Source organism: Chitinophaga sp. SVR4-12A (assembly GCF_056754765.1).
Map to the genome: position 1 here is coordinate 3,868,995 of NZ_JBPGWP010000001.1, position 21,987 is coordinate 3,890,981.

General features: G+C 48.6%; 16 protein-coding genes. 3 read left to right on the forward strand and 13 right to left on the reverse strand.

Going from position 1 to position 21,987, the window contains the following annotated elements; translation table 11 throughout:
• Positions 1-5 precede the first annotated feature (5 nt).
• From neuB to ACR9Y8_RS15805, 7 genes are read right to left on the reverse strand one after another with little or no spacing between them, the layout of a single operon-like run.
• A complete protein-coding gene (neuB, locus tag ACR9Y8_RS15775; protein ID WP_481214209.1) occupies positions 6-1,028 on the reverse strand; it encodes an N-acetylneuraminate synthase in 1,023 nt (340 codons plus the stop codon).
• A gap of 1 nt (position 1,029) precedes the next feature.
• Positions 1,030-1,671 (reverse strand): NeuD/PglB/VioB family sugar acetyltransferase, encoded by a 642-nt coding sequence (locus ACR9Y8_RS15780; RefSeq protein ID WP_481214210.1) that lies wholly within the window; start codon positions 1,669-1,671, stop codon positions 1,030-1,032.
• Between the two features lie 6 nt (positions 1,672-1,677).
• Positions 1,678-2,829, reverse strand: a complete 1,152-nt coding sequence (locus ACR9Y8_RS15785; RefSeq protein WP_481214211.1) for a LegC family aminotransferase — start codon at positions 2,827-2,829, stop codon at positions 1,678-1,680.
• An 11-nt stretch (positions 2,830-2,840) separates the two neighbouring features.
• A complete protein-coding gene (locus ACR9Y8_RS15790; protein ID WP_481214212.1) occupies positions 2,841-3,839 on the reverse strand; it encodes an NAD-dependent 4,6-dehydratase LegB in 999 nt (332 codons plus the stop codon).
• A gap of 12 nt (positions 3,840-3,851) precedes the next feature.
• Entirely contained in the window at positions 3,852-4,931 is a 1,080-nt protein-coding gene (locus ACR9Y8_RS15795; RefSeq protein WP_481214213.1) for a lipopolysaccharide biosynthesis protein, read from the reverse strand.
• A gap of 27 nt (positions 4,932-4,958) precedes the next feature.
• Positions 4,959-6,251: a nucleotide sugar dehydrogenase gene (locus ACR9Y8_RS15800; protein ID WP_481214214.1), complete on the reverse strand. Its 1,293-nt coding sequence runs from the start codon at positions 6,249-6,251 to the stop codon at positions 4,959-4,961.
• Positions 6,252-6,260: 9 nt separating this feature from the next.
• Complete coding sequence (locus tag ACR9Y8_RS15805; RefSeq protein WP_481214215.1) at positions 6,261-8,675, reverse strand: SLBB domain-containing protein; 2,415 nt, start codon at positions 8,673-8,675, stop codon at positions 6,261-6,263.
• Positions 8,676-8,981: 306 nt separating this feature from the next.
• Between ACR9Y8_RS15805 and ACR9Y8_RS15810 the strand changes: the two genes are divergently transcribed.
• Together ACR9Y8_RS15810 and ACR9Y8_RS15815 are read left to right on the forward strand one after the other, a co-directional pair.
• A complete protein-coding gene (locus ACR9Y8_RS15810) occupies positions 8,982-9,479 on the forward strand; it encodes an RNA polymerase sigma factor (RefSeq protein WP_481214216.1) in 498 nt (165 codons plus the stop codon).
• A 4-nt stretch (positions 9,480-9,483) separates the two neighbouring features.
• A complete protein-coding gene (locus ACR9Y8_RS15815; protein WP_481214217.1) occupies positions 9,484-10,608 on the forward strand; it encodes an acyltransferase family protein in 1,125 nt (374 codons plus the stop codon).
• An 89-nt stretch (positions 10,609-10,697) separates the two neighbouring features.
• Here ACR9Y8_RS15815 and ACR9Y8_RS15820 read toward each other — a convergent pair whose 3' ends face one another.
• The 6 genes from ACR9Y8_RS15820 to ACR9Y8_RS15845 form a co-directional block, all read right to left on the reverse strand.
• Positions 10,698-11,897, reverse strand: coding sequence for a sterol desaturase family protein (locus ACR9Y8_RS15820; protein WP_481214218.1), 1,200 nt, complete (start codon positions 11,895-11,897; stop codon positions 10,698-10,700).
• A gap of 125 nt (positions 11,898-12,022) precedes the next feature.
• Positions 12,023-13,417: an RtcB family protein gene (locus tag ACR9Y8_RS15825; RefSeq protein WP_481214219.1), complete on the reverse strand. Its 1,395-nt coding sequence runs from the start codon at positions 13,415-13,417 to the stop codon at positions 12,023-12,025.
• 710 nt (positions 13,418-14,127) lie between these two features.
• Positions 14,128-14,694: a DinB family protein gene (locus ACR9Y8_RS15830; protein WP_481214220.1), complete on the reverse strand. Its 567-nt coding sequence runs from the start codon at positions 14,692-14,694 to the stop codon at positions 14,128-14,130.
• Between the two features lie 920 nt (positions 14,695-15,614).
• Positions 15,615-16,700, reverse strand: a complete 1,086-nt coding sequence (locus ACR9Y8_RS15835) for a PA0069 family radical SAM protein (protein WP_481214221.1) — start codon at positions 16,698-16,700, stop codon at positions 15,615-15,617.
• A 226-nt stretch (positions 16,701-16,926) separates the two neighbouring features.
• The gene (locus ACR9Y8_RS15840; protein ID WP_481214222.1) at positions 16,927-18,705 is read right to left on the reverse strand and encodes a MutS-related protein; all 1,779 of its coding nucleotides are present in this window, start codon (positions 18,703-18,705) and stop codon (positions 16,927-16,929) included.
• Positions 18,706-18,774: 69 nt separating this feature from the next.
• Positions 18,775-20,208: a glycoside hydrolase family 125 protein gene (locus ACR9Y8_RS15845; RefSeq protein WP_481214223.1), complete on the reverse strand. Its 1,434-nt coding sequence runs from the start codon at positions 20,206-20,208 to the stop codon at positions 18,775-18,777.
• A gap of 87 nt (positions 20,209-20,295) precedes the next feature.
• Here ACR9Y8_RS15845 and ACR9Y8_RS15850 point away from each other — a divergent pair, with 87 nt between their 5' ends.
• Positions 20,296-21,987, forward strand: a complete 1,692-nt coding sequence (locus ACR9Y8_RS15850; protein ID WP_481214224.1) for a serine hydrolase domain-containing protein — start codon at positions 20,296-20,298, stop codon at positions 21,985-21,987.

Genomic DNA, 21,987 nt, shown 5'->3' on the forward strand with positions numbered 1-21,987 from the left:
AATTGCTATTTATTAATGTCTTCCCACGTTAACAGGTGTCCTGCGGGCAGGTCGGTCAGCGCTTGCTTCCCTACTACCTTATCCCATTCCATTGGTGAAATACCGGTGCCTGGCCGCAGTGTGGTCAGGTTATCCGGCATTAAAGTATTGCCTGCCTTCACGGCCGTCAATAAATGAATACTTTTCCGTGCTATCGCCTTATTTTTCTGTTCGGAGGGAGAAGCTTTTTTTACGCCGTCGCCACTAATTGCCTTTTCAATATTGCGTATCGCACTCACCATTGCCTTCAGCTCCTGCGGCTCAAGTGAGGCTTTATGATCAGGCCCCTCCATATTGCGGTCCAGCGTAAAATGCTTTTCGATCACCGTAGCTCCTAAGGCAACAGCTGCTATGGGCACCTCCGTGCCCTGGGTATGATCTGAATAGCCAATAGCGGTGCCCATCTCTTCTTTGATAGTAAGCATCGCCCGCAGGTTTACATCTTCCATTGGGGTAGGATATTCAGTATTACAGTGCAGTATGCTGATACGTTCCCGGGATGCTCCCGCCTCAATAAGTACCTCCAGTGCCGCTTTAATTTCTGTCATATCCGCCATGCCGGTGGACACAATCAGATCGGGAAATGTAGCTGCCATTTTTCTCAGGTAGGGGAGGTTCGTAATTTCGCCTGAAGGGATCTTGCCCAATGTAACCCCCAGATCTTTTAAGAGCGTTATGCTTTCAAGATCAAACGGAGTTGACAGAAATTGTATCCCTTTACTGTTGCAATATGTCAGCAGTTCCTGGTGAGCCGCCTCATCCAGCTCCAGTCTGCGGAGCATCTCCAGTTGCGTCTCGGCTGTACTGGTGGTCTTTTGCTGATAAGCCGCTTTCCCCGCTTCCCTGCTGGCGATATTCTTTGCTTTAAATGTCTGGAATTTTACATAATCAGCACCGGCATCCAATGCAGCGTCAACGAGTTTTTTCGCATTCTCCAGGCTGCCATTATGGTTAACGCCAGCTTCTGCAATAACGATGGTATGATTCATATCACTTTACTATTTTACGACATGGATTACCGGTATATACACCGGGCTCCACTAAAGGTTTATTAACAACGGCGCCAGCGCCCACAACCACTCCGGCACCTAATTCTATTCCCTGCAGCAGCACGCTGTTACTTCCAATAAAGCAGCCCTCACCTATCTTAGACCCTCCGTTTAGAACAGCATTAGTAGAAACGTGCACATGATCTGCCAGCATACAATCATGTTCCACATTCGCATTGGTATTGATAATATTATTTACGCCAAGACTACTGGCTGCATTTACTTTTGCCCCATGCATTACAATTGTGCCTTCTCCAACGGTGCTATAAGAGGATACAAGGGCATTAACAGAGATCACCGTGGCTAATTTTTTTCCTGTAGCTTTTAAACCCTCGTATATTTTCTTCCGTAATCCGCCTGGCCCTATCTGGCCCAGCGTTATCAGAAAATAATATTCTTCTGCCGGAAAGCCAGCGATATCGCTGTCGGTTCCAATTATATTATAACTGAATATACTGCTGCCAACTTTCTCCTTTACATCAAGGATACCCACAATATCAAATTGCCTCGTAGATTCGATAACATCGATACAAGATTTACAATGCCCGCCTCCACCTATCAATATTAACTTCTTTTTTTCCATTGGCATTTAGTTTATCCTCACACTACTGGGAAGATTCACTACCCTTTCAGCCAGCCATTCTGCATTAGGCAAGCCGCCACTCTGGCACTTTTCATACATGGGCAGCTTGTTCATCAATTGCCAGATAGGCCTTGTCATTACCTTCCGTTCATTGGTTGCTTTCAGAAACGCCTGCTGGCCCTCATGATCCGGGAAAACAAGGGTATTCAGCCAGTAATTGGCTTTACCGTGATCGATCTCCCTGACAAACTTAACTGCAGATCCTTTGAAGAATCCGGCGTACAGATCCGCCAGTTCCCGCTTGTTCTGAAGAAACACCGGTAATTGCTCCAATTGTGCACAGGCCAGTGCCGCATTGAGATTGGGCATTCGGTAATTATAAGCCACTTCATCATGCACAAACTCCCACTGGTGAGGAATTTTAGCAGTAGTTGAAAGATGCTTGGCCTTTTGAGCAATGGCCGCATCATTGGTTACGATGGCGCCACCACCGCCACAGGTAACTGTTTTATTACCGTTAAAGCTGAAGGTGCCCAGCAAACCGAAAGTGCCTGTATGCTTGTTTTTATAGTAGCTTCCTAATGATTCGGCCGCATCTTCTACAACAGGAATATTGTACTCAGCACAAACAGCTACCACTTCGTCAATCCTTAAGGGAAACCCGAAAGTATGCATCGGTATGCAGGCAGCTATCCGCCTGCCTGTCTTTTTATTGATACATACACCGTCCGCATTAAGCGTTGCAAATTCTTCGAGGAAGGCTTTGAGCGAGGTAGGAGAAAGCCCCATGGTATCCTGGTCAACATCCACAAACACGGGAACGGCTCCTGCATGAGCGATCGCATTTGCAGTAGCTACAAAAGTGAGCGGCTGTGTGATGACCTCCTCATTGTATTTTACGCCTGCTACTATCAGGGCCAGCTGCAGCGCGGTGGTACCGTTTACTGTAGCTACCGCATACCGGGCGCCTGTAATATCAGCCATCATCTCCTCAAACTTTGTTACATACGCGCCTACTGAAGAAACGAAGGTGGAGTCTATTGTATCCAACAGGTACTTTTTTTCGTTCCCGCCAAAATGTGGCACATGTAAGGGAATGAACGCCTCCTGTTGATTAAACGCCTTTCTTATAAATGCAATGATATTATCTGCTGTCATATATAGCCTCACTAAATATTATAAATATCCGCCTTGTACCCTTTCAGGTTCTCCGCCACTTTAAACCAGGCAATTGTTTCCTGCAGGCCTGCATCAAGGCTGAATTGCTGTTTCCAGTCAGTATGGCGACTGATCTTTTCTTTAGATCCGTAGAGACGGAACACCTCACTTTTTTCAGGCCGTATGCGCGCACTATCATGCGTGATCACTGCCGCAGGATTGATCTGTGCAATGATGCGGTTGGCAAGCTCTCCCACGCTTATTTCTGATTCCGTCGCAATGTTGCAGTCCTCTCCTATCAGGCTTTCAGACTTTGCTATTGCTACAAAGCCTTTTACGGTATCCTTTACATACAGCAGGTCGCGGGTAGGAACAATATCTCCCAGGTGAATGGATGTTTTACCACTCAGCAATTGTGTGATAATGGTGGGAATAACCGCCCGGGCAGACTGCCTTGGACCAAAAGTATTGAATGGCCTGACGATGGTCACCGGCAGATCAAAACTGCGGTAAAAAGACTCCGCAATACAATCAGCTCCGATCTTTGAAGCAGAATAGGGCGATTGCGGCTGGCGTGGATGCTTCTCATCAATGGGAATATAAGTAGCGGTACCATATACCTCTGATGTAGATGTTACCAGTATGCGCTCAATATTAAGGTCCCTTGCCGCCTGCACCACATTCAGCGTTCCCTTTATATTGGTATCTATATAGGAGTCCGGCGAATGATAACTAAAAGGTATGGCTATTAATGCTGCAAGATGAAATACCACGTCTACACCTTTCATCGCTGTTCTTACACCATTGGGATCACGTATATCTCCCGCGAAAACTTCGATCCGGGAAAGCGTTTCTTTGGGGAAAGTATCTAACCAGCCCCAGCTATTAAAAGAGTTATAATATACAAATGCCTTTACCTGGCAACCTTCCTGTAAAAGCTGTTCCACCAGATGGCTTCCTATAAAACCATCGGCGCCTGTTACCAATACTTTCTTATTTTTCAGTTCCATTGCTGGTTTAAATTACGCTTGTGCTGTGATGTCACGGTATATCTTCCTGGCTATAAGATAGATGATTGTTAAAAGACCGCCCAGGAAACCGCCCAGTACCAGGCCTTTCAATTTGCCAAACTTTTCCTTCTCCAGGGGCAGGATAGGCGTATCAACGACCTGGACAAGCGGAGTTTCCTGCGCCATGGCCACTTTACTCAGCTCGAGGTTTTTAATAACTTCTGCATACATGGTTTGCAGCACCAGCTTATCCCTGGCCTCCACTTCCATTTTTACGCCCGCCATTTGCCTTGCCGGGTTTTGATTAAGATCCTGGGTAGCTGCCAGGGAAACCGTTTTACGATTTAACAGCAGCTCCAGCGAATCTGCAGCCAACTGCAATTTGTCTATATTTACCTGGGAGCGCATGATCTTGGTATTGACATAAAAATCTGTCGCTTCCTTCACTAAGCGTTCGGTAAATGCCTTTGAGAACGTTTCGCTTAATGACGTACACTTTACAGATATAAAGCTCAGTTTCTTATCAGGCTTTTCTACAGACAGATCTGCTTTGACAATTCTTTCATTCAGCACATTCAGAATACTATCCTGCTGCAGGCTGAATGTTTTTCGGCTTGCACCGGGAGGGAACTGCAGTCCCTTCAGGGAGGGGATCTTAGACCATTTTTCGTCCAGCTCGTTCACCTTCATATATAAGGTTGCCAGCGTCATTGGCTTATTATCTACCTCGATAACGGCCAGGAGTGTTTTCTCTATCAGCAACCTCGACTTTAAAAGCCTTATAATGTTGTCTCCTTCAAATATACCGCTGGAAGATCCGAGCCCCAGGTCTATTCCAAATTGGCTGGCCAGACCCGAATAAGCAGCCAGTGGGCTTGACTTACTGTCTTCCAGCACAAAAGTGAGCTCACCAACATATTTTATCTTTTTCACGAAGGCATAGGTCAGTCCCAGCCCCGCGCCTACCAGGCCCGCTACTACAATGATCAGCCATTTTTTTAACAAGAACCTCCACCATTCCCGAAATTTCAATATCAGGTCTTTGAGCGAAATTTCTTCTTCCTGCGGAGTGCTTTGTTGGTTTACCTCCATATGTTTGTTATGATCTTTTATCAAAATTTATAGCCTGGCATCCACCAGGCTTCTGTTAAGAAATGCTTTAGTATCAAATAGTACCCCATTATGTTCCCGCTTCAACACGGCGTAATTCAGCTCCCTGAACTCGTTGTGCGCCACAGCTAAAATAATAGCGTCATATGTTTGATCCAACTGGTCTTTTAAGACCAGGTTATATTCTTTCTGTACTACAGCGGGTATGGCATGCGGATCATACACATCCACCTTTAGCCCGAACTCCGTCAATTCCCGGTAAATGTCTATCACCTTTGAGTTCCGGATATCCGGGCAGTTTTCCTTAAACGTTATGCCTAATATAAGTACCCTCGCCCCTTCAATTCTGTGCCCCTTCCTGATCATCAGCTTGATCACCTTATTGGCTACAAACATACCCATATTATCATTCACCCTGCGACCGGAAAGTATGACCTGCGGGTGATACCCCAGCGCTTCCGCTTTATGGGCCAGGTAGTAAGGGTCCACACCAATACAATGGCCTCCCACCAGGCCGGGCCTGTATTTCAGAAAATTCCATTTGGTGGCCGCCGCCTCCAGCACATCCATCGTATCGATCCCCATCCTGTCAAAGATCAGCGCCAGTTCATTCACAAAGCTGATATTGATATCCCGCTGGGCGTTCTCTATAGCTTTCGAAGCCTCTGCCACTTTGATACTGGGCGCCTTATAGGTACCAGCGCTGATGATGGTGCTGTAAAGATCGTCTACCCGGTCTGCCACCTGGGGGGTAGAACCGGAAGTTACTTTTTTGATCGTGGTAAGGGTATTCACCTTATCACCGGGATTGATCCGTTCCGGTGAATATCCACAAAAGAAATCTACATTATATTTTAAACCGGACTCCCTTTCCAATACCGGTACACAATCTTCTTCAGTACATCCCGGATACACGGTAGATTCGTAGATCACCAGGTCTCCTTTCTTCAGCACCTGCCCCAGCATAGCGGTTGCCTGCAGCAATGGCTTCAGATCGGGAGATTTAAATTCGTTGAGGGGAGTAGGTACTGTAACGATATAAATAGTACAGGCAAGCAATGCACCGGTATCTGTGGAAAATGACAGTCCTGCGCTTCTCTGTTCTTCCTTCTTTTTTATTACCGCCTCCAGCTCCGCTATGTCTGCTTCCTGTGTGTGATCTTTTCCTGCCTTTAATTCAGTAACGCGCGCTTCGTTAATATCGAAACCCAATACGTCATATACCTTTCCAAACTCAATGGCCAAAGGTAAACCAACATATCCCAAACCAATAATGGCTATTTTAGGCGGCGTGGGTTCCATAGCCGGATACTATTTAATCTTGTCCAATAAGGTTACGACGATCAACGCCACCGATGCCAGTCCGCTTGCCAGCCCAATCGCCTCACCTCCGGTCAATCCTTTACGCTCACGTTTTGTTGGCACATATATTTCCGCTCCTGGCTTTACCTTAGGATAGCTGTTAAAAAATAATACTTTACGGGTGTTCTTTACTTCGCCGTTAGCATAAACAATATAGCTTCTTCTTTTCAGCGCCTGTGTAGTATAACCACCGGCGCCACGGATATAATCCCTGAAGCCGATACCTTTATCAAAACGTACTTTCTTGGGGAAATATATTTCGCCGAAAACCTGCACAGTCTGCAGTTTTTTAGGCACTTTCAGCACATCTCCTTCTTCCAGCAGCAGATCATACTTTGAGCCGGGGTTCCTTAATATCAGGTCAAGATTAATGCCCAGCAACTGCTCTCTGCGCTCCATAGCGCCTTTCAACCTGGCAATATCAGAGCTGTCCTGCATCTTATTATAAAATACTTCCAGCTTATTGGTGAGATAAGCGCTATCGGACTCATTCACAAAGGTTTTGCGCAACAACACCGCTCCTTCAGGATAGGCTTCGGGCCGCAGGCCGCCTGCACGGCGAACTACATCAGAAATACGTTCCTGTTTGGAATTGATAGCATATTGGCCGGGGTATAATACTTCACCGCCTATCTGCATATTGGCCTGTTCCATATAGGAGGGGGCCTTGCGCACCATTACCTCATCAAACGGCTGCAGGCCAAATGCTGCAGCACCGGGATTGCTGCTCAGATCTGCATTGATATCAAATTGCTGGATAATTGCCATACGCGTGTCCGAAGAATCTGCACCGCTGCGTATGCGCCTGGAGATCTCCACATGTTTCAGGGAAGCCGCATCTTTCAGGCCACCGGCTATCAGTATAAGATCTTCCAGCTGCATACTATCTGCATATACATACTGGCCGGGTTGATTGATCTCTCCATTTATCTTCACCTGGTATAATTCGCGAAGGCCCATCTTCGAGTATACGATCACACTGTCTTCCCGCTGTAAGGCCAGGCGCTGGCGACCCGCAACTACATCAGCCACATTAAAGCTGATCATCGATGGCGTAAAATCTGCCTGGAGGCGGCGGATAACACCGCGGGTAAGGGCAGCCTCTTCTTTTACACCGTCCGCCTTACGAATCAGGTCTCCTACTTCCATGCCCTCCTCCAAAGCATAATCGCCCGGGTGGAACACCGCTCCGGAAATCGTAACCCTGTTAGTAAAGCGTGTCAATATGGAGTCTACAAAGAACTGGTCACCCGACTTTAATTTAAAGCTGCCCGTCTGGTCCGCAGGAACATTGACCACCTCGCGTTGGCGGTTATTGATCCTGTTGGCGCGGATGATCTCACGGTAGGCCTTATCTGTAAATCCACCTGCATAATCCAGGATCTGTTGCAGGCTTTCATTTTCCTTTGCTTCAAAAATAGCAGGACGTTTCACCTCACCTACCAGCTCCACCCTTGTTTTGTAGGGGTTCACCTTTACGATGTCCTGGTCCTGCAAAACAATATTATTGGCCAGATCGCCCCTGGAAATAAAGTCGTACAGGTCAAAAGTTGCAGCTACCTGCCCGTTACGGATCACCTGGATATTACGGAAAGAACCATTTTCGCCCGGGCCGCCAGACACATATAATGCATTGGCCACCGTTGCAAGGCTGGGAAGGCTATAGGTACCGGGACGCTCTATCTCACCGATCAGCAACACACGTATGCTGCGTATATTACCCAAAGATATCTGTACAAAAGTGTTGCCCGACTTAATACCGCCATAAATAGTTGACAGCTGTTTGGTTATACGAACGCGGGCCTCTTCCATTGTAAGGCCGTTCACATAAACAGGGCCCAGGTAAGGAACGCGGATGTAACCATCTGGCGTTACTTTCAGCCGGTGCTGCACCTCAGAATATCCATATACGTCTATCAGGAGCTCATCATCTGTTGCTATGCGATAGTTAGCAGGAGTTGGCATGCGCAGGTTAGGCTCAAAAGTCAGGTTCTGATTGTTGAACAGCTCTGCTCCAAAGATCTTTCTGCGGCGCAATTCCTTTTCATAGTCCTCTTTACTATTGATGCGGCGTAGTTTCTGATCCCAGTCATCGGTAGTGTCGTTGTTCTGGCGGGTAGATTCCTGCACCTCTTCACTGCCCGAATCTTTGGCCGCATTATCCGTCAGCTCTTTATCCAGGCCCATGGATTGTATCCGCATTTTCAGCTTGGTCACCTCCACATCCGGTATCCCATTCTGCGCCGCATACTCATCCACCTGGTCAAAAGTGATCTTGTTCTTCTTCATTTCACTTACCAGCTGCCGTATCTGGTCATCAGACAGCTGATCCACCTTTACCTGTTTCAATTGGTCTTTAGACATTGTAGCTGTCGGTACCTGAGCCTGGGCAACTCCTATGAAACCAACCAGTAAACACAGCTGTAACAGTAATATTCTCCTGAGCATGAATTCAAAAATGACTTTCTCGATTAATTAACAAAACCTCCATCAAACTTATTTCACCCTGCGGGGCATGGGCAAATCAGGTGCAAATCTATTAAAAATAACATATTTGCATTAGCGGAATGAAAATCAGCAAAATAATAGTTTCCCATTATATATCAGAAGGCTATTTTAGGATTTCCCACAATTTTTGTTTAAATTAGCTATAAGTAAAATCAGTCAAAGATGTCTTCCCCCGAATTTGCTGACCTGTTGCTGCATCAGTCTGACTTCCTGAAGCCATTTGCAATAGTGCTTACCAGAGATTCGGAAACCGCACGAGACCTCTACCAGGAAACCATGTACCGTGCCCTGGTGCACCAGGAAAAATACATGGAAGGCACCAATATCCGGGCCTGGCTCTTCACCATCATGCGGAATCTTTTCATTAATCATTACCGCCGCAAGGCCAAACAGCAGCTTTTCCAGGATCATGTCGCCAGGGACCTCGCCCGGCTGCAGCATTCCTATGTCAACAATGAAGCGGAAAGCAGTCTGCGGGTTAAAGATATACAATACGCTATTTACCGTCTTCCTATCCTGTTCAAACGTCCTTTTCTGTTGTATTATGAAGGCTTTAAATATTATGAAATCGCCGATATGCTGCACGAGCCTATGGGAACCATCAAAAGCCGTATCCATTTTGCACGGAAAATGCTGAAACGACAGATCACCTCCTATTAATTTAATGAGCCAACCTACACAACGTTTCCTATCGCTGGATGTATTCCGTGGCCTTACTGTGGCCGGGATGATCCTTGTCAACAACCCAGGCAGCTGGTCCTACGTATATACACCGCTGGAACATGCGCACTGGCATGGCTGCACGCCCACCGACCTGGTATTTCCGTTTTTCCTCTTTGCCGTTGGCAATGCCATGAGTTTTTCCCTGAAGAAATACGAAGGGCAAGGCTATAACGTTGCCCTGAGGAAAATATTGAAACGCACGGTACTGATCTTTTTGATCGGCTTGCTCCTTAACTGGTTCCCTTTCTTCAGATGGCAGAACGAACAGCTGGTATTCAAGTCTTTATCCCAGTTACGCATCCTGGGCGTACTGCCCCGTATAGCCCTCTGTTATGGCTTCGCCGCCCTTATTATCCACTTTGCTGGAGAACGCAGGGCTTTTCTCATAGCAGGATGCCTGCTGCTGGTATACTGGTGGTTGTTGCTGGCCTTCGGGCAAGGCGATCCCTACAGCCTGGAAGGTTATGCAGGACTACGGCTGGATAAATGGCTGCTGGGAGAACAGCATATGTACAAAGGCGAAGGAGTGCCTTTTGACCCCGAAGGGATCCTCAGTACCCTCCCGGCAATATGCAATGTGATCTACGGCTACATTGCCGGTTCCTATATCCAGCAAAAAGGCAAAGACTACCCCATGCTCTGCGGCTTGCTGGTCAGCGGTTGTCTCCTGGTGTTCACCGCCCTGTGCTGGAACCTGGTATTCCCCATCAATAAAAAGATCTGGACCAGCTCTTATGTGCTGTATACCGTGGGTATTGCCCTGCTGCTGCTCTCTGTATTAATGTATGCCATAGAATTTCGGGGCTGGAAAAGGGCGGCCGGCTTTTTTGAGGTATTCGGCAAAAACCCGCTCTTCATTTACGTGATGTCGGGGGTATTGGTAAAATTATACCTCCTGGTACGTACTGGTCCAAACCAAAACCTGTACGGCTGGCTGTATGAGCATATCTTCCGGCCCATCGGGGGTAACTACCCCGGCTCATTGCTGTTTGCCCTGTTCCATGTATGTCTCTTCTGGCTACTGGGCTGGTGGATGGACAAACGTAAAATATATATACGTGTTTAGATAAATGCAGGTTACGGACGGATTCAAACCGCCGTGAAGGTTTTGCGGACCTTTACCTCGTCTCTCGGCCACGTAACCTGCGTAGTATTTTAAGCGGGCGCACCGTAAAGCAGGCGCAAATAACGTTGTTCAATAGCTGCCTTAAAATAGAAGATCAGCGGCTGCACGAAGGTAGCTGTCCATAACAAGACGGGGTGCGGCCAGCAATAGTACACGGCGATAAAGACTACCAGCAAACGGGCATACTCCAGGTAGAACACCCATCTTCGCTGCTCCAGTATGGCGCCGCTGTTAACCAGTGTAAGTAAGATCAATACCGTGATACACACCTGTATGAACACAGGCGTCTGCCTCTCCAGCAACAGGAAAAAGAACAACACCGCAATAATGACCGCCGTCTGGTACAGCACATAATGATGCAGCCGCGGAGTAGCGGTCCCGGTGTTATCACGGAAAAGAAAACGCTCCTCCAGCACCGGCCTGATGCCCGGGTCAATATGATCCGGCTTGCCAAATACCACATTCCACTTCTGTCTCCATCCACTCGCCTGGCGGAACGCATACCCGATCTCCAGCAGGAAATGAAAATGCTGCCATAAAAAGCTATGGCTGTTAAGCGGCTTGGTAAGGCCATACTCCGGTTCTTCATCCTCAGGCACGAAAGTGCCAAAGAGCTTATCCCAGATGATCAGCACATCACCGTAGTTCTTGTCAAGATATTTTTCGTTGCTGGCGTGATGCACACGATGATGGGAGGGCGTAACCAGTATATATTCCAGTAGGCCCAGCTTACCAATGGTGCGGGTATGAATAAAGAAAGGATACAGGCCGTGCACCAGCTGCACGCTGATGATCATGGCCGGGGGAAAGCCGATCACCGGTAATACAGACCAGAACATCATCCGTGCGAAAGCCTGGAACACGGTAATACGGGCAGATACGGTGTAATTGAAATCCTCGCTCTGGTGATGCACTACATGAGCGCCCCATAAAATGTTCACCTCATGGGCCAGGCGATGATACCAGTACCAGATAAAATCCGTACAGATGAGCAAGGCGATCCATAACAGTACGCTGGAACGTATGTTAAAGATCCCGAAATGCCGGTGCAGATAATCATAGACAAAGTAAAAGATGCCTACTGTAAAGGTGTCCAGCAGACGTTCGGCAATGCCGACATTCAGATTGGTGATGGAATTACTGAAGGTAAAATACTTCCATCCTTTTTTACGCGCCACCCAGTATTCTATTCCTATAAAGAACAGGAACAGCGGAATGGCCCAGGCCATGTGATTTAAATGCATAGGAACTGAGCAATCAAAAAAGGTGGTGGTAAACGGCTACAATAATAAGGTATTTATTTCAACTACCCTACAGTTTCTGTAGACTTTTAACACGCCTTTTCAGACCACATTTATTCCTCCGCCATCCGCACAATCTTCGGGCGGAAGCTGCCCACCACATCTACCAGGCTGCTCTGGGCAGCCATCACTTCATTGATGTTCTTATACGCCCGCGGCGCCTGGTCTGGCCCGCCGCCGATCAGTGTTACGGCTTGCTCCTCCAGCTGTTTGCTCAGCTCTTCATCAGAAATAGCAGCAGCAGCCTTTGCGCGGGACATACGCCGTCCGGCCCCGTGTGCAGCAGATTGCAGGGAGCGGGCTTCTCCCCTCCCACGTACAATATAGCCGGGATCCGTCATAGAACCGGGAATGATACCCATTACCCCTTTGCCTGCAGGTGTTGCGCCTTTGCGGTGCACGATCAGCTCCTGTCCGTTATGGATCTCTTTCCATGCAAAGTTGTGCGGCGTTTCTATCCTGGCCAGCAGTTGTGCGCCCATTGCTTTTATAAGACGGCCGTGTATAAGATGATGACTGGCGCTGGCATAGTTGCCAGCCAGGTTCATAGCCTGCCAGTATTCTTGTCCCGCTTCAGTATCCAGCTCCAGCCAGGCCAGGTGTTGCGCAGCGGCTGGCAGTGAGCTCAGCTCGCGGGCCAGGCGGGTATAGTAAGTAGCGATCTGTGCCCCCAGGTTACGGGAGCCGGAGTGAGATAACAACCCGATATAAGAACCAGGCGGAAGGTTAAAATCATTGGTACCGCTGATCTGCACAATACCCCAGTCTACAAAGTGGTTACCGTCTCCGGATGTGCCCAGCTGCAGCGCAGCGGTGTTATGTAAGCGGCGCAGCAGGGCCAGCTCACGGAAAAGCGAATGTTCCAGTACCACATCATCAGCGGCTGCTTCCCATTCGCTGCTGCAGCCAAAGCGGGTGTGTTTCATAAGCGCCTGCTCAAAGCGGGGCCCGCGTTTTTCAAGCTGGCTAAGCGGAAGATCCAGTATGCTAAGGCACATCCGGCAACCGATATCCAGCCCCACACCATAAGGTATCACTGCATTACTGGCAGCCAGCACACCGCCGATGGGCAGCCCATAGCCCTGGTGGGCATCGGGCATCAGGGCGCCGGCTACGGCTATTGGCAGCCGCACGGCATTGTTCATTTGTTGGATGGCCCCTGTTTCAATAAAGCCTGCACCATATATTTCATAGGGCACAGGAATCTCTTTAAGCGGAGTGTCTTTATCCTCCGGAGTTTCCATCAGGCGCCCTGCTACTTTTCTGAGGGCATTGTCAGAGAGATAAGATACAGGATCGATTAGTACCTGCTTGAGAATGTGAAGGGCGGCTTCTTCGGTATGGTGTTTGAATTGCTGTTCCATAGCGCTGATCGCCAGGCTTATGACAGGCCCCTCGGGGTACCCGATGCTACGAAGGGCTGTACAGGTGAGTTTCAGTCTTGTCATAACAGTAGCAGATATATTTGTTTACAATTCATGGCGGAAAGAGGCTTCTTCAATTGCTGTATCCAGCTCTTTACCAGTGCTCTCGTAGCCTCATTTGCTACCGGCTCCTGGTAAAGATGAATACTAGACATCAAGCGTTACGGCGCTTTTTAATTGGGATCAATGCAAACAGAGACGAAAAAAATATCTTACAAAAAAACCCTGCTCGTATGCACGGGCAGGGCTCAAATAACGTTTAGGTCTATACTACGTTATTGCATACCTTGCCCTGTTGACCCTGACATTGTCAAGATCAAGCCCGAACCATTTCCATATATTGTCAACTATCCTGATCATACTCCACCTGGTAACAAAAAAGCCCGGCTTTTTATGAAGCCGGGCTTTTCGTTATATACATAAATCACTTTGATCTATCGATGATAATAACATGCCCGGCATCTACGATTGTCCATCTTCCAGGATGGCATCGCTGATTGTATGTTAAAATGAATGTGTCGCATGTTATGATTTCTTTTGTGAATAAATGAACGGAACAAAGATACAGTGAATATAATTGATAGTACAATTTTCAACGCCTTTTTTTTTCTGAAAAGTTACGTGTGTACTTCATGGTAACAGTCCACGATCCACTGTGTACCGTGGACTGTAATAAAATATAAATGAACTCCGAAAGCAGGATTAACAACAATAGATGAGGCTTGGTCGACCGTTTATATCAATTCCATGCTTGTTGCAAACTGCTTCTGCAAGCGGTGCAACTGGCGGATATGCCTTTCAATATGTTTGGTCAGGAAGTAGATATACTGGTAGATATCGAGCTTGCCCAGGTTGTTTACAGACATATTGGTAAACACCAGCAAACCTTCCCCGTTCTGCAGCAGGCTCAGATTATACCAGCACTGTGCAAACTGTTGCTTCAACAACGCCCTTACCTCCTGCATGTCTTTCATACCGGTAGGTTCCATGTGATCGGGGCGGATCCATCCGAAGGACTTACTGCCTATCACATCTATCTGGTCGAACTTGTCGAAATAGTCGCCGGGCAGCACCACGGTGTGGCCGTTTTTCTTACGTTCCAGCGCCCTGCGTGTTGCTTTGTTGATAATCAGCAACAGGAAATAATTGGTAAGGCTAATGTGCTCCAGCACTTCGTGAGCGTTCCACTGATCCGGGCCAGGCTTAAAATCCAGTAAAGCCGGCTCTTTTTCAAACCAGGTGTCCAACTCCCTGAAGTTGGTAAGCAAAGCCTCTCTTACAACTTGAATAACGTTTCTCATGATCTCACTATTTGGGGTTATGCACCTTCCTGATCCTATAGTACGGGCTAGTACATAACTATATGAATATTTAAAAAATAAAAAACCCGGTTCGCTGTACCAACGCACCGGGCTCTTATAGCAAAACAGGGGCCGTTTTGCTATCGCATTCCTGGTTCGTGTGGTTGTTTAGACACAACATCTCCTGTACGTGTTAAATAAATACCCTTTGGCAATATTTTAACACGTTCGACAGTTGCTAGTTGCTTTGATTTGCGCTCAGTCATCATTTACTATCTCTCTAAAGCAAAAAGTCCCGCATTTTCTCTGCGGGACTTCTGTTATATCACTTGATAACTTATTCTGTTAACAATTGGTGCAACACGCCCGCAATCCGTCCCTGACCTGCTTCTTTAGCTTACAGGACACCGCAGAAATTGTATGTTGAGGATTGCGTGACATTTATTTTGTTTTGCTCTAACAAAGATATTTTTATTTTTTTACTACACAAAATTCACCAACGTTTTTTTTGCTGAATTAATAATTTTTTTATAAATGGCGCGTTGCCAACGGTAAATGGCTGACTGTTAATCATAGGTGGCGGAGCAGGCAGCAGCCCCTAATGCCCACTGGCAGCGAGTCGTGGGCTCAGGAACAATGGTCTGCAGTCCACTGGCCACACACCATACCGTTGGTACTCAATGTGCTTGGTCACCACTTTAACCGGTACGGCCTGGAGCCTGTGGTCCGGAGACTGATCATTGTTAGGTGCAGACATTTATGATTGGGTTATGCCTGGGCTGCTTTACCGTGTTCTCTCCGCGTATCCTCCGTATTCCACCCCGCCTTCTCCGCGTTTGCTCCATATGCTTTCCCTGGCCGCTCCGTGTGCCATTCGTCTCTCCTCCGCACGTTATCCCTGCCCTTTCCTGTCAGGTGGATCAAAAGAGCTTTAACTGCGGCGTTGGACGCTGGAACAGCGATGTATTGAATTCAAAACGTTCATTATTAAGACCATGCTTCTTGGTATGTACCTTGAACTGCTGGCGGATCAGATCAGCTATATTACCGTCGCCCCGCATGCGGCGGCCAAATTCACTGTCATTTACCTTCCCTTCGTGCATGCTCTCTATCATATGCCACACTTTGTCGGCCCGGTCGGGGAAATTTTTATATAACCAGTCATTAAAGATGATCTTTACCGCATCATTCAGCCGCACCACCGTGTAGCCTGCAAACTTTGCCCCGTTCTGCGCCGCCATTTCCAGCAGCTGCGGCATCTCATGGTCATTAAGACCGGGTATCATAGGGGCCGTCATCACTCCCACCGGTATTCCTACCTCGCTTAATTCCTTGACTATACGAAAGCGCTGCGCAGCAGTAGTGGTACGCGGCTCCATTTTCTGCCGCAGGTCCTCCTGCAGCGTAGTAATAGATACATATACACATACCAGCTTATCCTGGGCCAGCTTTTGTAAAAGATATTTGTCCCTCAGTACCAGCGAATTCTTGGTAATGATGCCCAGGGGCTGTTTATATTCCAGCGCCACCTCCAGCAGCTGCCGCGTAATGAACATCTTCCGCTCCAGCGGCTGATAACAGTCTGTATTACCGGAAAGGCTGATGGGCTTCGGCACCCAGTTCTTATTATCCAGGAACTTGCGCAGCAGCTCAGGTGCATTGCGCTTGACAACGATCTTCCGTTCAAAATCAAGGCCGGCACTCAGGCCCCAGTATTGATGTGCATTTCGTGCATAGCAATAGATACAACCGTGCTCGCAGCCCTGGTAAGGGTTCATAGAATACCACATACCTACATCGGGACTGTCCACCTTGTTGACAAGGGTCTTGGCATGCTCCTCTATCACCTGTGTAGGTACATCTGCCTGCCACCATTCATCAATTCCCTCCGGGTGCTCCTGTGCATACTCTGTATTGAGAAATTTGTTCTTAGGATTCAGTTGCGCGCCTCTTCCTTTATAATATGGGTTTTCAGGTGCACCACCTTCCACGAAAGGCAATGTCATATACTAATATTTTTAGTAAAACTACTAAATCGATTAGTATTTCGCAAATAAAAGTTCCTGGGTTGAGGTTTGAAGTTTTAGGTCTGAGGTTCGTTGAAGGTTGGAGGTTTGAAACCAGTCGTCCGTGAAATATTATGTGTCTGCAAATCAAATGATTTCTGTTATGCAGACTCCTGCATTGAACTTGCAACCTTCAACGAACCTCAGACCTCAAACCTCAAACATTTCAGATAATGCCCATTTGCTGCATAAGAAAGGTGGCATTCTTATTATGCGCGATGCCTTCGCGGATCCTGTAGTCGAAAAAGAGGTGATTGTCCTGGATAGTGCTTTCAAAGCAATAGTTCTTAAGGCTTTGCGGGTAGCTTTGCTCCAGCTGGCCCAGCTCCAGGTCGTGCGTAGCGATCATGCCCTGGCAGCGATATTCCAGCAGGTGGGTAATGAGCTGCCGGGAACCCGTCAGCTTGTCTGCCGAGTTGGTGCCCTTCAATATCTCATCCAGTAGGATGAAAACCTGCTGTCCTCTTTGCAGCGCCCTCACGATCTGCTGCAGCCGCAGCAGCTCTGCCTGGAAATAAGAGGTATGGCGGGCAATGGAATCCTTGATCCGCATGGAAGTCATAATATGGAGGGGCGCAAATGAAAAAGTTCCCGCACATACCGGGGCGCCGCACATGGCCAGCAGCAGGTTGCTGCCTACGCTCCGCAGGAAAGTGCTCTTTCCGCTCATGTTGGATCCGGTAATGATCAGGAAATGCTGCGGACGACCCACCGTAATATCATTCACCACACATTCCGCCGCCGGAATCAGGGGATGGCCCAGGGAGCTGGCTACCAGTCCCGGCTCCTCGCTGAGCTGCGGATAGATGTACATGGGATGGTTAAAAGCAAAGGTGGCCAGGCTGTTCAGCGCTTCCATACGGGCAATCACCTGCAGCCAGCCGGCTACTTTATCCCGGTACTGCGCTTTCCATTTCTCCAGGCTGAACATGCAATGAATGGAATACAGCAGAATAGAGTTCAGGAAAACAGATACGATCAGGTTGATATTCTGGTCAAGCGCATTGCTGATACGGGCCAGGCGGTGCAGGGCCATATCTGCTACTTTCGCTTCCTCCTGCTGTGCCCTGAGCAGGGTAGCTGCTCCAAAAGGCTCTTTCCTCACCATATGCAGCAGCTGGGCGAACTTACGGAGGATGGGCTCTTTATTGGTAAGATGCGTATGCTGCTCCTTCATGCCTTTGCCATACCTGCCCAATATGATCCAGTTAATGATCAGGAAGATAGCAGCTGGCATATATTTATGTGTATACACAAAGATCACCCCACATGCGATGAGGCAGGCAGGGCTTAACCAGCTGATGATACGCAGCCACCTGTTTTCCAGGAATGTAATAGGTAAGGCCAGCCAGGCCCGCAACGCCGCTCTGTCGCCCGGCGTCTCGCCGGAGAGCATGGCATGAGCCGTGAGCAGCTGACGAAACCCCACTTTGGGCGCCAGCTCTTTCAAAGCCTCCTGCCTGTCTTTTATCATAGACGCGTCCTGCAGGGGAGCCCGCAGGGAATCTGCAAGTTCCTGTCGCCCCATCAGGGTACCGGTACGGTTAATATGCTGAAACAGGGAAGCCGCGCCAAATACATCGAGATCGGAAGAAAACGGATGCTCCTCATCCACCAGCTCATTTCCGCCGTCAAACCGCGACTCATTCGTTTCCAACAAATGCTGTTCCTTTTCATTCAGCGCCGCCAGGGTTTGCAGCAGCTGCAGATGGTCCTTTACCTTTTGGTATCTGGCCAGTGCAATAACAAACACCGCGAGCAGCGCTCCGAAAGGCAGGAGCCATACAGGCGGAAAATTCTTTGCAATGTATTGCCAGCTGCATACCAGCATACCCACAAAACATAGCAGGCGGATGACACTGAGGAGCTGCAGCCTTCCGCGCGCTTTCGTGATCTGCTGCCTCAGCTGGTCTAAACGTTCCGCATATATTTTTCCGGGATGCATACAGGGAGATGGTTAACGGGAGTGAAGATAAAAGCGTGAAGGGCCGTGGCAGCCCTTCACGCGGGGATATTATAAAGTGTATTGACGTTTCAGCAGATCCGGGTACTCCTGGCTCACTTTCATGATCAGCTCTCCGAACAGGGTATTAGCCCAGGCAAACCACTTACGGGTGAATTGCTTCGGATCATCTTTTTGGTAAGACTCATGTATAAAGCCGGTATCGCCATCTGTATTGCGCAGGGTGTGGAGACATGCGGCGATCTCCTCCTTATTATCTGTGGTAAGGGCTTTCATGATAATGCTCATGGGCCATATATAATCCACGCCGGTGTGAGGGCTGCCTACGCCATCCCCGTATTTTCCCTGGTAGAACCAGGGATGGAAGCTGCTCCATACAAAATGGCGGGCGGTCTGATACAGCGGATCGTCTGCCGTAGTATATCCCAGGTAAGGGATAGACAACAAACTGGGCACGTTGGTATCGTCGATGAACAAGCGGTTGCCGAAACCATCTACCTCAAACGCATACATGTGGCCCAGCTGCGGATGTTCTACAACAGCGTAAGCTTTGATCGCCCTGTCAACTTCATCCGCCAGGTCCGTACATTCTTTCGCGAAGGTGCTGTCCTGCCATACCGTTGTGCTGATCTCTGCCAGCTGCCGCAGTGATACTACCGCGAACATGTTGGAAGGGATCAGGAAAGGGAATACCGTAGAATCGTCGGAGGGGCGGAAAGTAGATACGATCAGGCCCACCGGCTGGATCGGCGCGCCATAACCGCCATTGGCCACGGTATCTGATTGTACCGGTGTGGTACGCTGGAACTTGTAGGGGCCTTTGCCATGCTTCCGCTGCTGCTCCTTAAACGTTTTAACAATCAGGGCTGCGGCCTTGCGGTAGTTGTCGTCCAGCACTTTGCTGTCGCCACTGATCTTCCAGTAATTATAGGCCAGGCGTACGGTATAGCAAAGAGAATCTATCTCCCATTTACGCTCATGCAGCTCGGGCTTCATATCGGTGTGGTCCTTTTCCCATTCGCTGCCCGTAGGGCCTTCATTGAAGGCATTGGCATATGGGTCTATCAGGATGCATTTGGTCTGACGGTTGATCACCCCGGCAATCAGCTGCTGCAGGGCAGCTTCCTCTTTTACCAGGGAAAGATAAGGCCATACCTGTGCAGAGGAGTCGCGCAGCCACATGGCATGAATATCGCCGGTGATCACAAAGGTGTCCGGCTTGCCATCCACCATCTTAAAACTAACGGTGGTATCCAGGGTATTCGGGAAGGCATTCTCAAACAGCCAGGCCAGCTTCGGATCGGCGATTTGTTTTTTGATGCCCGCGATGGCCTTTTCTACCGCCTGGCTGGTGAACTTACGCTGCGCCAGCGGAGGGCGTTGTGATACATACCCATCCCAGCCGAGCACCTTTTTGGGGAAGCCCAGGCCTACAGCGCCCGCCAGCAGGCTGCTGTTACGGATAAAATCTCTTCTTGCTACCATAAGATTAATGCTTTACAGATGCACAAGATAGAAAAAAGTTCGAGCTTGGAATTAATCACTAACTTTAGTTACACTATTCATCCACTTATGAACCGTCTATCCATTCCCCTGCTGGCATTATTGCTTGCCCCTCTTATCGTTCATCGCGTTTTTGCCCAGCCTGTACCAGATTCTACGCTTAAAAAACTGGATCAGCTGTTTGCCCAATGGAACCGCCCCAACAGTCCAGGTTGTGCGGTAGGCATCATCCGGAATGATTCGCTGATCTTCAGCAAAGGCTATGGTATGGCCAACCTCGAATACAGCATTCCCAACACGCCTGCCAGCATTTATCACGTAGCCTCCGTATCTAAACAGTTCACCGCCTTTTCTATCGTGCTGCTGGCCCGGCAAGGCAAGCTGCAGCTGGATGACGATGTGCGCAAATACCTGCCCTGGTTCCCTGATCTGAAGGAAAAGATCACCATCCGTCATCTGCTCCACCATACCAGCGGCATCAGGGACCAGTGGCAGCTATTGGCCACTGCAGGCACCCGGCTGGACGATGTGATCACACAAGACCAGATTATCAAAATACTGAGCCGCCAGCGGGCCCTGAATTCCAAACCCGGAGAAAAATTCAACTATTGCAACAGCGGTTATACCATGATGGCAGAAATTGTAAAATCCGTTACGGGGCAAACCTTACGTCAGTTTACAGACTCCGCTATTTTCAAACCCCTGGGCATGCAGGGCACCCATTTTCACGATGATTATACGGAGCTGGTAAAAGACCGCGCTTATTCCTACTACCCGAAAGACAGCGCCAACTATAACAACAGCGTGCTGAGTTATTCCAATGTAGGCGCCACCAGTCTTTTCACCAATATCAGCGACTTCTCCAAGTGGATCATGAATTTCTATACACACAAGGTCGGCGATCAGCAGGATATTGACACCTTAACCAGGAAAGGGCGCCTCAACAACGGCAAGGAGATAGATTATGCGCTGGGCATCAGCAACATGAAGTACCGGGGTTGGCGAGGCTTCTCGCATTCAGGCGCCGATGCAGGCTACCGTACCGCCATGATGGTTTTCCCTGACCTGAAAATGGGCTTTGTCGTATTTGCCAACAGAGGGGATTTTAACCCCGGCCAGCGGGCAACAGATATGGCCGCCCTCTTTATCAGCGATACCACCAAAGCCACTGCTCCCAAAAAGGAGAAGGATAAAAAAGACAGCAGCGGGGTTATCCTGAAGAACACCCTCGCATTGGGAAAATTCATGGGAAACTACATTTCTGATGAAGGTATGCGGATCGGCTTTCGCCTGAAGGATAACAAGCTGTATGCAGAAGCCTATGGTCAGTCCGTATTGTTAAGAGAAGAAAAAGACACCTTTTCCCTGTTTGACGACCCGGAAATCAAATTCGCTTTCAACATTCCACGGGCCGGAGATACGACCGTATTTGCTGCATTGAATCCAGACACCAGGGAAGTGCTTAAAAAATATAATACCGCACCGCTCACCGCTTCCGCGCTGAAGGCCTATACTGGCACCTATTACAGTCCCGAACTGGATTGTAAATACGGCATCGCCCTAAAGGATAATAAGCTGGTGCTTACCAACAGCAAGTACGAGGATGCACCCATCACCCTGGCGGGGCGGGATCAGCTACTCGTTGATAGCTGGTGGATCGGAAACGTGCAGGTGCTGCGTGATACAAAAGGCCAGATCACAGGCTTTGAAGTGAACAGCGGCAGGGTAATGCATTTAAGGTTCGATAAGCTGAAAGAGTAG

Excerpts from the sequence above, each read along its gene's own strand:
- ACR9Y8_RS15830 (WP_481214220.1), bottom strand. The coding sequence starts at position 14,694 with ATGAGAAACGTTATTCAAGTTGTAAGAGAGGCTTTGCTTACCAACTTC.
- ACR9Y8_RS15780 (WP_481214210.1), bottom strand. The coding sequence starts at position 1,671 with ATGGAAAAAAAGAAGTTAATATTGATAGGTGGAGGCGGGCATTGTAAA.
- ACR9Y8_RS15825 (WP_481214219.1), bottom strand. The coding sequence starts at position 13,417 with ATGACAAGACTGAAACTCACCTGTACAGCCCTTCGTAGCATCGGGTAC.
- ACR9Y8_RS15835 (WP_481214221.1), bottom strand. The coding sequence starts at position 16,700 with ATGACATTGCCTTTCGTGGAAGGTGGTGCACCTGAAAACCCATATTAT.
- ACR9Y8_RS15800 (WP_481214214.1), bottom strand. The coding sequence starts at position 6,251 with ATGGAACCCACGCCGCCTAAAATAGCCATTATTGGTTTGGGATATGTT.
- ACR9Y8_RS15790 (WP_481214212.1), bottom strand. The coding sequence starts at position 3,839 with ATGGAACTGAAAAATAAGAAAGTATTGGTAACAGGCGCCGATGGTTTT.
- ACR9Y8_RS15810 (WP_481214216.1), top strand. The coding sequence starts at position 8,982 with ATGTCTTCCCCCGAATTTGCTGACCTGTTGCTGCATCAGTCTGACTTC.
- ACR9Y8_RS15815 (WP_481214217.1), top strand. The coding sequence starts at position 9,484 with ATGAGCCAACCTACACAACGTTTCCTATCGCTGGATGTATTCCGTGGC.
- ACR9Y8_RS15820 (WP_481214218.1), bottom strand. The coding sequence starts at position 11,897 with ATGGCCTGGGCCATTCCGCTGTTCCTGTTCTTTATAGGAATAGAATAC.
- ACR9Y8_RS15840 (WP_481214222.1), bottom strand. The coding sequence starts at position 18,705 with ATGCATCCCGGAAAAATATATGCGGAACGTTTAGACCAGCTGAGGCAG.
- neuB (WP_481214209.1), bottom strand. The coding sequence starts at position 1,028 with ATGAATCATACCATCGTTATTGCAGAAGCTGGCGTTAACCATAATGGC.
- ACR9Y8_RS15850 (WP_481214224.1), top strand. The coding sequence starts at position 20,296 with ATGAACCGTCTATCCATTCCCCTGCTGGCATTATTGCTTGCCCCTCTT.
- ACR9Y8_RS15795 (WP_481214213.1), bottom strand. The coding sequence starts at position 4,931 with ATGGAGGTAAACCAACAAAGCACTCCGCAGGAAGAAGAAATTTCGCTC.
- ACR9Y8_RS15845 (WP_481214223.1), bottom strand. The coding sequence starts at position 20,208 with ATGGTAGCAAGAAGAGATTTTATCCGTAACAGCAGCCTGCTGGCGGGC.
- ACR9Y8_RS15785 (WP_481214211.1), bottom strand. The coding sequence starts at position 2,829 with ATGACAGCAGATAATATCATTGCATTTATAAGAAAGGCGTTTAATCAA.
- ACR9Y8_RS15805 (WP_481214215.1), bottom strand. The coding sequence starts at position 8,675 with ATGTCTAAAGACCAATTGAAACAGGTAAAGGTGGATCAGCTGTCTGAT.